Origin of the sequence: Bacillus sp. FSL W8-0102 (genome assembly GCF_038007225.1) — a bacterium.
GTDB lineage: Bacteria > Bacillota > Bacilli > Bacillales > DSM-4216 > Bacillus_O > Bacillus_O smithii.
The window spans coordinates 185,120-199,388 of the sequence record NZ_JBBOWT010000001.1 but is presented as its reverse complement, the minus strand read 5'-3'; the positions used below and the strand labels follow the sequence as shown (position 1 = coordinate 199,388).

The following is a 14,269-nucleotide window of genomic DNA, read 5'->3' as shown; positions in this document are numbered from 1 at the left end:
TATTTGAACGTTTACAGTAAAGAGAAACAAGATAGTAAAGTCATTCTTTTCAAGAATACTTCTGTGGTGATGGAATGGAGGTCATCCAAGATGATCATAGACACTTTTCTCCATTCATTGCCCAGAAATATTCTTTTCTTATATATAATCCGTTCGATCATTCTTTTTTTGTAAAGGTGAAGGATAAACTCATTAAGTTTCCCCAAAAAAGATTGTCATCTGAACAAGAGATCTCTTGTTTCACCATTTTTTCTTTCTAACAAAACTGGTTTTAAAAAATAGTGTATGTGATGAACTCCATTGTATGAAATCTAAAGACAGAAATACAGACCCCACATTACTTTTTGTTTTTATCCGCAAAGACAGCCATGGCATCACGCATAAATTCCGCTAGGCCTTCACCATACTGATCAATATTTTTCGTAAATCTTTCATCCTCGACATACAGCTGACCTAATCCTTTAAATACATCAAGTGTATAATATTGATTGAAGTGGTTGTTCAAAAAATCATACCATTCTTTAATGGCCGCTTGTGCTTCTTCGGATTCTGGCGACTGATGACGGAGAGCCGCAAGTTTTTGATAAATCGATTCCATTTCTTGCGACAACGCTTTTTGTTCTTCTTTAGTCATGTTCCGCACTTTCGCATTCGCTCTATCCACCGCTTCATCGCCCCAACGTTTCCGCGCTTCCTCTTCGTATGGATGATGACGAAAGTCAAATCCTTCAAATTTTTCTTTGTTGGACATTTGTATTTCTCCTTTCATATGTTTAATCGTTTTCTCAATTGTGGCGATCATTTGATCAAGCCGCTCTCGTTTCTCCATCAACATTTGTCGTTGCAGCTCCAACGCTTCTTGCCGATCAAAAGAAGGATTATAAATGATGTCCTTAATTTTTTTTAATGGAAATCCTAGTTCTTTAAAAAATAAAATTTGCTGCAGTGTTTCAAGATTTTCATCCGAGTACAAGCGATATCCTGATTCGGTTGTCTCCTCTGGAACTAATAATCCGATTTCATCATAATAATGCAGCGTACGAACACTAATCCCCACTAAATCCGCTACTTCTTTCACTTTCATTCCCATCGCCTTGCCTCCTTGCTACTCAATATAAAGTATCACGCAACGGGAGAGTCAACCAAAACTTCAATACTCCAACATGATTTGTTTTTCCGTTTATGAATCTTTTTCCAATGTAAACCAATTGATAAAATAAATTGAATGGCTATTATGCCATCATTTACAAAAAGATAAAATCATAAAAAAAGAATGGAAGCTTTTTTACTCCATTCAACACTTCCATTCTAAATTTTGAACGATTTTTATGGCTCCGGAATATATCTTTTTGCTCCAGACAATTCTTCATAATAGCCTGGTGTATGGACAGGAATTATTTCTACGTTCTTTTTAGAATTGGGAGAATGAATCATCATACCATTTCCGGCATACATCGCCACATGATGAACTTTCCCTTTCCCCTCATCGTATGCGAAGAATAGCAAATCACCCGGTTGTAATTCGTTTAATGGCACTGATTGACCATATTGTGCTTGTACGCTTGAATCTCTAGGTATTGTAATGCCATGAGATTGATAAATGGTAAAAGTAAATCCTGAACAATCAAATCCAAACCCACTCATGCCTGCCCATAAATAATGGAGGTCAAGAAATTTCTTCCCTGTATTCACTAAATCTTCACCCGTAGGCTTTGGTATGGCTTTTTCAGATTGATAAAAATGACTATCAGCCTTAGAAATCCATGCATATTTTCCATTAGGCTGCAGAACTTTAAAGGCTTTCTTTGTTTCCGAGACATAAGGCAATCTTGTATTAAAACTAATTTCCATTCCTTTCTTTTTCAAGGAAGCATTTTGATAGAGAAAGGTCGTTGGCGATTCTACCATCACAAACGGTTTTTGTTCACTTCTTGCAAATTTCTTGTTATAAGTTAATTGATGAACAGGCATCCATCCCGGATATCCAAGTTCATTTCGAGGGGTTGGTTGTCCTTCGACAGCCACTTTCACCCAGTCTCCGTTTCTTTCAAGAATCGTCACTTTATTTCCGTACAAAGCTTGGGTCTCCAGCATACCATCATCTGATAATTGCAGCTGCTCTTCTAAAGTCATAGAAGATGTCCATTTTCGCATGTCAACAGGATTAGTGGCAGAAGGGAAATCCACTGGCCGTAAACTGTTGGGCGCCGTCCATAAAGTGGCGACTGACACATCAATATAGGCAGAATTTCCAACAACCGGGTCTTTTTCTTTCGCCTGTACAGTTTGACTAAATCCAACCGCTAATACAAATAAAGTGACCAAATAAATAACGGCTCTTTTCATTTCTCCTACCCCCTTTTCACTAGGAAACGGTTCCAATGCCAGGTTTATTTGGTAGTGTAATATTTTCCCCCTCGTATATTAAATATTGAGGTTCTGTGGATAACCAAAGCGGAGCATCTAAATCAAAATATTGAATATTTGGATGAGCAGCCGCTAAATGAGCTGCTGCTCCTACTGATTGAGGCGACTCTATCATACTCCCAATCATACAGGCTACTCCTGCTGCTTCGGCCATACTGGCTATTTTGATCGCCTCACTGATCCCGCCACATTTCATTAATTTTATGTTCAATAAATCTGCATAATGTCCGGATACAATTTTTAGAGCATCTCTTGCAGAAAAAACACTTTCATCCGCCATAATCGGAATATCTACCCGCTCCGTTACAAACTTTAGTCCTTCTAAATCCTGCGCCTTTACGGGTTGTTCGATAAATTCGATAGGAAAGTTTTCTTGTTGTAATTCGCGAATAAGCTTTACTGCTTGTTTTGGCGTCCATCCTTGATTGGCGTCTAATCTTAACTTAATATCATCTGGAACAGTCTTTATAATGGTTTCGATTCTTGCCATATCCAGCTTTGGATCTTCCCCGACTTTCAATTTTAAAATACGGAATCCTTCTTTCACCTTCTCTAGCGCTGTTGCTGCCATGGCCTCTGGTTCATCAACACCGATGGTCATACACGTCTGAATAGGCTTTTGATCACCAAGGAACGAAAACAATGGTATATTCCATAATTTGCAATAAGCATCAAATAAAGCTATATCGGCTGCCGCTTTTGCGCTTGTATTTCCAACGCAGCATGTTTGTATTCGCTTTAGCGCCTCTTGAAAATGGAAAATATTCGATCCAATGAGTGCCTCACGAATAGGTCCATTTAAAGCGGCTTCGATGCTTTCAGTAGAATCACCCGTAATCACGTACGTCGGAGATGCTTCCCCTCTCCCCTTTATTCCGTTATGGAGCGTAATTTCTACTTGAATACAATCTATCTCAACAGCTGTTCTTAAAGCGGTTTTAAAAGGGGTGTGTAATCTGGTTTTTTCGCGACTAATCTTCAAACTATCAATCCGCACAAAATCTCTCCCTTTCTATATGCACTTATGGCTCCATTAGATCATGGCCAAAACTTTCGCTACCAACATTCCAAAATACGTTCCTATAAAAGCACCCAATAAAGCCATAATCACCCCTATAGGAATTAACGCTCGATTGTATGCCGCGGCTAGCATCGGGGCAGAAGCCATCCCCCCAATATTGGCTAAGCTTGCGACTCCCAAAGTAAATAAGTCATATTTAAATAATTTACCTAATAAAAGCATGATCATAAGATGGATCAACATAATGAAAAATCCTGAAATGATATAAATAGGAGCTTGTGTTAAGTTTGAAAAATCGGAACGTGATGCGATCAATGCCACAACTATATAAAGCATCACATTCGAAACATCCAAAATTCCAGGCATTTTGGCAACAGGAGTGACAGCTAATACGAGACCAACAACAGAAGCGATCATAATGGTCCAGCTAGTGGCATTGATCACCGCTCCCACTTCCGGCAAGAGATTGCCTAAATAAGTGGATAAAGCCGAAACAAGCAAGCCAATTCCTAATAAATACAATAAATGATGAAATTGCGTTCCTTGCGCGTCTTTTTCGTCAGTAGCAGCGACTTCATTAAAACCTTTTTGAATAAAACTCACATCAGCCTTTGTCCATCTGTTAAAAGAATCAGCAAATGGAACAAGCCAAAACATAAACATCACCCACACCGCATAATTAATCGTATCCATCATTAATGCGTATCCAAAAATATTTTCAGGAACATTGAGAATTCCTTGAAGGGCCACCATATTGGCTGAACCACCCGTCCAACTACCCGACAAAGCGCCAAATGCTTTCCAAGTATCAGCCACATAAAATGGCTTAAAGAGTGCATATACGATGACGAAACCTAAAAAAATACTGATAACGGCAACGACGAAACCTCCTAACATTCTAGGGCCTAATTTTGCTATACTTCGAATATCACATTTTAACAGCATGAGCATAAGCATCGCGGGCAATAATGCCCCTTTGACTTGATTGTAGACTCCATCAATCGACTCATTATTAGCAAACAAACCAAACGTTTGCATGAGTGCTGCTCCAATATAAATCAGTACAATTCCCGGAATAAATTTCAAAATACGATTCCCTTTGAATCTTCTTTCAATACCAACCATAAGAGCCGCAAATGCAACCAACACACTTAAATACATAAAGCCGTCTTTGATCACCCATTTCGCCTCCTTAACAAAATAAAAACCAGCCCAACTTTTCGTCAGGCTGGATTTTGTCTAGGTTTATGTAGACAAAGCAGCTACAATTTGTTTATATTTTTTCTGCGCATCTTGAAAAGCAACGATAAGCGCCTTTTGTGAGGAACCAAAATAACGTTGACTAATTTCATGTATTAATACAGGATCTTCTATATTTCTTCCTACAAAAATAGATTTAAGGAATTGCACGGTTAATTGAATGGTAGCAGAACATTCTACATCCACAATTTTTCCACTCGTACGATCTACCACTAATCCTATAAAATATTGATTAAAATGTTTCGTAATGGGGTTATTTAGAGGTGCCTTAGCATCCCCGATAATGTAAATGGTATCAGAATCATAATGCATTGGATTCTTCTCCTTAAAGCGCAATACAGGCAATACAAATGACTCACAAGCGGTCACTTGGAGAATTTTGTATCGAGTATCCGCTTTTCTAGGATTAGTAGATTTATATTGAAATATATCATGAAACAATTTATTTATCAATAGAAAAATTTTATATTTTCCGAAATTTCCAATAATAAATCGAGCAAAAAACTTCTTTCTACTTATTCCATTTTCTAAGTGATTTCCCCGTTAAAAACCCACTTCCATATGCCGATGAATCTCTAAAGCGAAAGTAGTTTAAGCATCACCACTAACATAAATAAAAACTTGCCGCTCCCTCGATTTCAGACTGATATGTTTGAACCCCACAAACATCTAATCTATCAAAAGGAAGCGGCAAGATGTAACTCTATCTTTCAAAGAGCAAAAACACTTTTCCTTATTTTTCGAGACCTTTAATCGTCATCTCTTTTACCGGCAAAAATAGTTCTCCCGTATTTAAATATTTCACATTTACTCGATCTCCCGGCTGCAAGTAAATAGCGAGCGGTACGAGTTCTGAGCTGACAACAAAATTTTCTTTATTGTTCAATAAGAATGATACGTTCGTATAATCACCCACTCTTTCTTTAAATACACGCACAACCGTGCCAGCAACGGTTTTAGCATCTGCTTTTGAACTGCCGTTTACGGTGCTGTCGCTGCGTTGAAGAGCCGTTTTGTACATTTTTAGTGCTTCATTTGGTGTGTCTGCGTATACAGATACTTCAGGGTTGGCAGCAGAGACGATGAAATATTTTTGCAAAAAGCCGTTCGAATCTAGCACAGGTGTTAACCAACTTGCTTCACCGTAAAAATTATAAAGAATCGGCATCGAACCTTTCCATTTTTTCTCAATAAATTTTTTCTCGATAATTTGCAAATCTCCTTGTGAATCCATATACGATTCCTGTAAGTTCCCTGTATAATACGTCGCTTTTCCCGTTCTGCCATTGGTCAATGAATAGCCGAGCATGGAGTCAACATCTTTTTTAGGACTCGTGAAATCGGTAAAGTAGTACATATTTCCATGATCATCAAAAACAGGACTTACATTGGCTTCGGTTCCTTCATCAGTTGGTAATTTGACATCTCTTTTTCCGAAAATACTGTTCCAAAAACCATGAACGTATTTACCAAAATAACGATTTTGCAAACTGACAGCCTCAGGAGATACTGCGCCATCTATAAAAGCCGGCACTTTCTTCAAAGAATAAGATTTTGTATCACCCGTTGCCGGATCGACGACAACGACTCCTGTTGTTTGAAAACCATTCCGTGCCGAGATAAAATGCCCGTACGTACGAATGTAATAAGGTTTTCCCTCATCGTCAATTTCTAACTGCGGTTCACCATAAAAAATTTTCGTCGGGTATTTTAAGCGCATATGCCGTTCTACATTTTTTTGGAAGAAAGAAGATGGTGTGTACGCCATTTCTCTTTTCACAAATTTCGGATTATCGTCTGCATTTGTCGCACTCATCATAAAGTAGCCGGGGGTCACTTTCCCTTTCCACCATTTAAAAAATCCGGAAAACTCTACCGGTGCGATATATACATATTCGCCCTTTACTTTTTGAATTTGCAAATTTCCCAGCTCATAATAGCTCGCATTCGGAACTTGCCCAAACGCTTTTTTCATTTTATTCCGCGCAAATTTAGGCGGAACACTGGCTGGCTTCTCTTTTTCATCAAACGGTTCTATATCTACTTTTTGATCCATTTTGGCAACTTTATATTTTTCATTCGCATTCCATAATGGCGCTGAAAGCATATAGACAGCCACGATTAAACTTCCTAAAAAAAGAACCCCTTTGATGAGCCGTTCTTTCCCATCCGCCAAGAAAAACCCGAATAAAGTCGTTATCATGAACAATGGCCATAAAGCCGTCCAGTTGCGGTCGATGTTCGTCACATAATACACGATAACGGCCACGATAAAAACAACCGCGACGATGCTTATAAAGAACTTCCCTTTCCCCGTTATGTATGCCTTTCCTTTTTTATTTCCCCCCGTCATCGGTACAACAAGCACCGCTGTACCAAAAGCAATGATAATGGATAACAATATGATTGATCCCATTTCCATTCTCCTTTCTCTTCTTGTATTTCTACGAATATACTGGAAAATGGTTTCATTTTACCCGATTGAAGTTATAAAAGTGAATATTTTACAGTTTGATTGAACAAAAGAACTGTGAGGGCGGATAAAATGCGGGTTTGTGCTTATCTCGTAAAGGCCAATTATTCTGCAAAATAATTGATCTAAAAATGAAGAGGGTGCCCCATCTTTCCACTTTCAGGGCGCCCTCCTCCCCATATTCTATTGCTATGTCCATAAGCACCTATATTCTAAATAAAACTCACACTTCATTCTTCATAGATCATTTTAATCGTCATGCCGCCGTCTATGACAATGTTTTGTCCAGTAATAAAATCATTCTCAGGATCGGTTAAATAAAGACATCCTTTCGCGATATCAATAGGACGGCCCACTCGCCCCGCAGGATGTTGAGAGTGATCGATTTCGTTCAAATTCTCGTAATTTTTCGTTTCAATCCAACCCGGGCTTATAGAATTGACACGAATACGATAAGGGCTAAATGAAACAGCCAACGCATGAGATAATGCAACGATTCCACCTTTCGTCGCCGCATAAGCTTCCGAATGAGGCTCCGACATAAAGGCACGAGTCGAAGCCATATTCACAATCGCACCGCCATTTTCATTCTTTTTCATATATTTTGCCGCTTCCCGTGAACAAAGAAAGACACTCCGCAAATTCGTATGGATGATATCTTCCCATTCTTCCACCGTGAGCTCCAGCGGGTCTTTCCACCGAGAAACTCCTGCATTGTTGATTAAAATATTCACTTTCCCAAAGAGTTCATTTGCTTTCTTAAATAAATGAATAATATCATTCGGCTCACGCACATCGGTTTGAATAAAAACCGCTTCTCCGCCTTGCGTTTTGATTTGTCTAGCAACTTCATTTCCTGTCTCTGCATTCAGCTCAGCGATGACCACTTTTGCCCCTTTTTTCGCATATTGTTCTGCGACGGATTTGCCAATTCCGCTCCCCGCTCCCGTTACAACCACCACTTGATCTTGAAAGTTCATGGAATCTCACTCCTTTTTCGTATTCAATTAATGACCCTGTTTTCCCCATTGCAAAATATGTCACTAATATCGGTTTTTTGTCCATATATTCCGGACATTCAGTTTCGTTTTTTTTAAAAAATGGAAACACCCAAAGGCGTGAGGATATAAGAAGTTTTGTGTAACTGAAACTTACCATTAATAAGATGACCATTGATGCAAAGCGAAAAGGCCACATTGATTCAGGAATTAGCGAAAAATTGTAAAACAGTTGAAGATGGTATTCCATTTACACCATATTATTGATACTCACAATGTGAATGACACTGGCCCATTTTCAAGCAAAAAAATACCAAAGGCCGGCTGAAATTGGATTCAGCAAAACCTTTGGATCAGGAACGTTAATGTTTATCCTAGTCATGTGGATTTTGTTTCTTTTATTTGATTTTCTTTTTTTCCATGATGGCAAAGTAATTTCCTTCATTATCCGCAAAATTAAAAACTCTGCCGCCGGGCATGCTTACAATTTCTCCAACTGTGATACCTTTATCCGAAAAGTCTTTATATAATTGATCGAGATTTTCTGAGTAAAACAGGAGCGAAGGTGTATGAAGATTTACTTCCGGATGCATCTTAGCAATTAATTCCTTATTGTGGAGAACAATACTCGTTTCAGCTTCCTTTGTTGGAGCAATTTCGATCGATCTCAGTCCTTGGCCATTATTTTCTTCAGAAACTACGCAAAACCCAATTTTTTCTGTCCAAAATTTCAATGCCTCATCTTGATTATTGACATACAGCATAATCTGACCGACTTGATGAATCATTTGCTTCTCTCCATTTCTGCCAGTTCAATTCATATTCATATGTTTTTCTATTGTGTATTCCATTATACTTTCCATTTCAATCATATAACTGCTTAACATTATACCAAATGCAAGTGCCGCACAAAAAAATTTTCCTTCTAACCTTCTCCCTAATTTTAACAATACATGTGGAAAACTGAGTCTAGTCTTTCACCCTTTTCACTCGGCCCGCTTGCTTTCCTATCTTTTAATTTGATTAAAAATGGATTTTTCTCTTACAGATTTGAATTTATTTTTTATAAGAGCATTTTGCACATTTTTCAACCCAAGAGCCATAAGGTTTTCTAAAGCATAAAAAAGGACTTCACCCCTTATTTGTAGAATTTTGAAGTGACCAAACCACAAAAATCCACAAGGAGGAAGTCACTTTGTATATTCTACAAGAAAGTCTATTTTCCTTTGAAGAATTGCAAATTTTAGAGTCAAAAGAGAAATTACCGATCTTTTTTAGTGCTCTAGATTTGCGTCCTTATGCTAAACAATTGAAAAGTTCTTCACCCCAAGGGGCTGAAGGACATTCCAAAGAAGGGATATTAAGGGCTCTTATCGCTGCCCCATTAGAAGGTATTGATACTTTTACTTCTCTTCACAATCGATTGAAAAATGACCTGCGTTTTCGTTACCAATGTGGTTTAGATATTAGCAGGCCTGCACCATCCATCTCTACTCTTAGCCGAGTATTTTCTTCACTAACCAAAACTGGACTTGTGAAAAGAATCTTTCAAGATCTCGTCCAGTTAGCTCAAGAGGAAGGAGTAATTGATGGAAAACATCAGGCTATCGACAGTGCCGCCATTGATGCTTACGAAAAGAAGCAGCCTAAGAAGCGAAGTGAACAAACAGGCAACGCCAATTGGGGGGCAAAGTTTGATTCCTTCGGTAATAAAATTACTTGGTTTGGCTATAAGATGCATCTTTCCGTTGACACCAAAAGTGAATTACCAATGGCGATTGAAGTAACCCCTGCTCATATCAACGATGGGGATGTCGCACCACAATTAATTGAACAAGTAAAGAGTTGTACAAACTCTAAAATTGATTTCCTGATAATGGATGGTGGGTACGACCAGCTTAAAAACTACGAATCCGCCAAGAACATTGGGGCTCAAGCTATTATTCCACTCAATTTGCGTAATGAAAAGGAGCCTCCCGAAGGAATTGCCTCCAATGGAACCCCACGCTGTTCGATGGGGTACGAAATGACTTATTGGGGAGCCAATAAGGATCAGCTCAAATTCAGATGTCCACACGCAACCGGAAAAGTGGATTGCCCATTAGGAATGGCAGCCTGTTCATCCTCCAACTATGGAATGGTAGTAAAAATTAACGTGAATAAGGATCTTCGCCGGTACTCTAATCCACACCGCGATTCCAAACGTTGGAAAGAACTTTACAATGAGCGAACCAGTGTAGAACGGTGCAATTCAAGAATGAAAAGTTATCTTACAGCGAACTCCCTGCATGTGTGGGGAATCGATAAAGTAAAAACTCATATTTACTTGAACGCCATCGTATTACTGGTTTCAGCTCTCGCAATGGCAAAAGAGAGTAAAAAGCAACAAACCGCTTAAAAAATTTTTAAAGCGAAAAATTCTGCAAGTACGCCCAAAAAAGGACAAACAGAATATTTGTAAACCAAAGATACAAAATACCCCAATTTATTTGGGTTTCTTTTAAAACTCTTTTTAATAAAAATCTAATTTTGCAAAATGCTCATAAAAATGGTGGATTAAGATAATCCAAAATAAATAATAAAAAACACCACCTCTTGGCATAAGAAGATCTCAAGTGGTGCTTTGAAATAAAGTTTAATCAAAAATATCTCACAAACCTGTATTTATAATAAATAAAGAAGAATCCATTTTAAAAAAAGATTAATCAAAATGGATTCTTATCTAGCTGTTTTAAGATTTGGCTTGTCCTTCAATACGCCCTTTTTCGTTACCGGATCGGACATTACAGAATTCCCTGGTGGACCTAGAAAAAAGATATTCTCTTTTCGTTTAAGAAGTGATCGTTGATATACCGAATGGCATGGACATGGAAAAGATCTTTGATGATATTAGATAAAAGTGGACTGGCCCCACATGGGAGGTCCAGTCCGGGTTTGAAATGACCAGCCCCGACCCGTCTCGTGTTAACCTTGGATAAGAAGTAAACTTTCCGGCGCAACATTGCTCAAAAAGGGGCTCGGTTCGCCTACACTATAAAGCTCCAAATGATGCATAGCCCGTGTACAGGCGGTGTAGAACAATCTGCGCAGGCTCTCATCACCGTATACTTGCGCCGATGCGTCATAAATGATGACGGCGTCGAATTCGATGCCCTTGGCCAAATACGCCGGTATGACGACAACGCCTTGTTCATATTCGGCAGAGCCGCTCTTCACGAGCTTCACTTCTTCAACGTTCTTCAGTGCTTCGTATGCGGCGGTGCTTTCCGCAGCAGATTTGCATATGATCGCGATCGTATTATACCCCCGATTCCGCAATTCTGCGACTTTGGAAGCAATACAGCGGTGCAGTTCTGCATGATCAGAAACTCTCGTCAGCATAGGCTTATCACCGTCGCGCTCAAAAGCAATAATCCGTTCGCCGTCGGGCACGAGTCCGCGCGTAAATTCGACGATCTGTCTTGTGGATCTGTAGCTGCGATTCAAGGTGATCACATCCGTTTCATCCGTTCCGTATAAGTCGGTCAGTGTTTGAAAATCGGCCGTTTCGCTGGCATGGGCGTAGATCGCCTGGTTAAAGTCGCCGAGCACGGTCATCCTTGCCGAGGGAAACAAACATTTCAAATACTCGAATTGAAACGAAGAATAATCTTGTGCTTCGTCTACAAGCACGTGTTTGATCGAGATGTTCGTCTGAAAGCCTTGAATCAGATCTTTCAAGAATAAAAACGGAGTTGCATCTTCATAAAACAGTTTGCCTTCGTCTAGCATTTTCACCGTCAATCGGCAAATATCCTCCCACTCCCCAGGGGTTTCCCCCTCCAACCACAGTTTGATCTGCGTCGGATCGGCGAAAAGCTGCTTGTATATCCCTTTAAAGTCGATGAAACGAAGCGCCCGGATCCGTTTGCGCAACGGCTTCAATTTTTTGCGGACGATCAATTCGCCAATCGCTTCGGTCTCAATCTCATAATTGTCTAACGAATCTCCTTTAAAGCGACGTTTTTTCCGTAAATGAGTGTAAGCTTTATGGTAATCCTCGTTGCTAAGCAGCTCGATTTCTTCTTGTACCCATGGCTTGGTCCGTTCAATTTTCTCCGCTTCATCGATTTGCTTGTTTAGCCATTCCGTCAGCTTTTCAAGTCTGTTGTGAAAGCGGAGCGAGGTGTCGCTTCTGTAAAACCTTTCCGCGATTTGTTTAGCGGTGACGATCGCTTTTCCTCTAAATAGAATATCTTTGAATAGCATGCCGGAGGACGCCAGCGACTTCCAGTATCCTTTAATCGCCTCGAAAAAACGGGTTGATGCCTTGAATCGGATGTTCGCCATCCTGGTCCGGTATGAAGGGTCATTTGCTGCAGTCAACACATATTCCAGTTGCTCGTATGGACCCTCGACTTGAAATGCTTTGCTCAGCCGATGGTCCAAGTATTCCTGGAATGTGACCTGTTGCATATTCTCTTCGCCGAGTTCGGGCAACACATTGGACACGTAGCTATTAAACATCGAATTCGGTGAAAATAAAATGATTTGATCGGCCTTCAGCCTGTCCCGGTACTTGTAGAGCAAGTAAGCGATCCGCTGAAGGGCGGCCGATGTCTTGCCGCTGCCAGCGGGGCCTTGCACAATGAGCATCCTCCCGCGATCATGCCGGATAATCCGGTTTTGTTCCATTTGAATAGTAGCCACGATATTGTGCATATGTTTGTCCGTGACTCTGCCAAGCACCTGCTGTAAAATCTCGTCTCCAATGGTGAGACTGGTATCGAACATCGATTGGATAACGCCGTTGCGGATGATATATTGCCATTTTTTCTCCAGCGTGCCGCGAATTACGCCTCCAGGTGTAGCATATTCGGCCGGACCGGGTGCGTAATCGTAGTAGACACTCGAGACCGGCGCCCGCCAGTCGTAGATAAGGATGTTCTCTCCGCTTGTATCCGTGAGCGTGGAAATACCGATATAGATTCGTTCGGCGACGGAATCCCCTTCTTCAGTGAAATCGATCCGTCCGAAATAAGGCACCTTCTGCATGCGGCGCAGCGTGGCCAACCTCTTGAAGGATTGTCTGTGGGTGCTTTGGCTGACAGACAGGTTCTGAGCCTGTTGTCTCAAGGCGATGATCGTCTCAAGATAATCGTCGAAAGTATCTGTATTCACCTTGACGTCATCCCAAAAATGTTTGCGCGTATCAATCACTTCTTTCCTGCGCCTAAGGGTTTCATCTTCCAGCATGCCGATTTGCTCTGCAATGATCTCCATTATGCTGTCCAATCGTTCTTGCTCCCGCCGAAGTTCTGTTTTCAATATCAATCACTCCTTTAAAAAAATGAAAAATGGGGATTGACTAAAGGAATTATATGATATATAATTAAAATGGGATATTTTAATTATATAAAATAAACGAAATGTATTTCTAACTTAATTTATCATAATTTCTCAATTTTATCAATGTATTTAACACTACCGCCTCTATGATGTAACAAAATTGACTTTAAAAATGATATCCATATATTCAATCAGTGAAAGTAAAGTTGGACGAATCATATTTATTGAGAAATCCGTCAAAGAACATATCAAGCATAATACCGTTATCACCCCATAACAGAGCCTAATAAAAGGGAAGCTAATGCAAATAAGTTGGATAGCTTCCCTTTTTATTTTGGTGGGACAATAGAATATTCTTTTACTTTCTTTTTAGCCATTTATTTCGCAGTAAAAATCTTAACCAAATAATAAGTTCATCCTGTACATGTTACTACAATTTTCCATTATCATCCTAATAACTTCTCGTATTAACGCTATCCTTTCTAACAAATTATCTACTTACTCATCTTGACAGCGAATTAAAAAACTTTTCTATATTCGATTTAGACCTTTCTCCTAAAAAATATAGCCTCTTTCGTTAAAACGTTAGAGGCATGACATTACTAAAATCGTACCCGCTTTTTCCTCATTGGTATAAAGAATTTGCACTGAATTTAACTATGTTCCTCATTAGGAAAAAGGTCAAGGAATTCAGGTCTTTCTTTTCCTCCTTCTCCACTTTCCAATTAATCCTCTTTATGCCTTGCTATACTTGTTTTCAGG

At 39.6% G+C, this 14,269-nt stretch carries 10 protein-coding genes; 1 reads left to right on the top strand and 9 read right to left on the bottom strand.

Going from position 1 to position 14,269, the window contains the following annotated elements; all coding sequences use genetic code 11:
- Positions 1-337: 337 nt before the first annotated feature.
- The 8 genes from N1I87_RS01055 to N1I87_RS01020 form a co-directional block, all read right to left on the bottom strand.
- Positions 338-1,090, bottom strand: a complete 753-nt coding sequence (locus N1I87_RS01055) for a MerR family transcriptional regulator (protein WP_341100246.1) — start codon at positions 1,088-1,090, stop codon at positions 338-340.
- A gap of 236 nt (positions 1,091-1,326) precedes the next feature.
- Positions 1,327-2,346, bottom strand: coding sequence for a C40 family peptidase (locus N1I87_RS01050; RefSeq protein WP_341100245.1), 1,020 nt, complete (start codon positions 2,344-2,346; stop codon positions 1,327-1,329).
- A 19-nt stretch (positions 2,347-2,365) separates the two neighbouring features.
- The gene (locus N1I87_RS01045) at positions 2,366-3,424 is read right to left on the bottom strand and encodes a dipeptide epimerase (protein WP_341100243.1); all 1,059 of its coding nucleotides are present in this window, start codon (positions 3,422-3,424) and stop codon (positions 2,366-2,368) included.
- 36 nt (positions 3,425-3,460) lie between these two features.
- Complete coding sequence (locus tag N1I87_RS01040; protein WP_341100241.1) at positions 3,461-4,627, bottom strand: DUF819 family protein; 1,167 nt, start codon at positions 4,625-4,627, stop codon at positions 3,461-3,463.
- Positions 4,628-4,693: 66 nt separating this feature from the next.
- Positions 4,694-5,020, bottom strand: a complete 327-nt coding sequence (locus tag N1I87_RS01035; protein ID WP_341100240.1) for a DUF3870 domain-containing protein — start codon at positions 5,018-5,020, stop codon at positions 4,694-4,696.
- Between the two features lie 421 nt (positions 5,021-5,441).
- A complete protein-coding gene (locus N1I87_RS01030) occupies positions 5,442-7,124 on the bottom strand; it encodes a hypothetical protein (protein WP_341100238.1) in 1,683 nt (560 codons plus the stop codon).
- 287 nt (positions 7,125-7,411) lie between these two features.
- Entirely contained in the window at positions 7,412-8,161 is a 750-nt protein-coding gene (locus tag N1I87_RS01025) for an SDR family NAD(P)-dependent oxidoreductase (RefSeq protein ID WP_341100236.1), read from the bottom strand.
- 416 nt (positions 8,162-8,577) lie between these two features.
- The gene (locus N1I87_RS01020; RefSeq protein WP_270584681.1) at positions 8,578-8,967 is read right to left on the bottom strand and encodes a VOC family protein; all 390 of its coding nucleotides are present in this window, start codon (positions 8,965-8,967) and stop codon (positions 8,578-8,580) included.
- A gap of 407 nt (positions 8,968-9,374) precedes the next feature.
- Here N1I87_RS01020 and N1I87_RS01015 point away from each other — a divergent pair, with 407 nt between their 5' ends.
- The gene (locus tag N1I87_RS01015; protein WP_027725900.1) at positions 9,375-10,577 is read left to right on the top strand and encodes a transposase; all 1,203 of its coding nucleotides are present in this window, start codon (positions 9,375-9,377) and stop codon (positions 10,575-10,577) included.
- 566 nt (positions 10,578-11,143) lie between these two features.
- Here the strand turns inward: N1I87_RS01015 and helD are convergent.
- Positions 11,144-13,486 carry an RNA polymerase recycling motor HelD gene (helD, locus tag N1I87_RS01010; protein WP_341100233.1) on the bottom strand — a complete coding sequence of 781 codons (2,343 nt, stop codon included), beginning with the start codon at positions 13,484-13,486 and terminating at the stop codon, positions 11,144-11,146.
- Positions 13,487-14,269 lie beyond the last annotated feature (783 nt).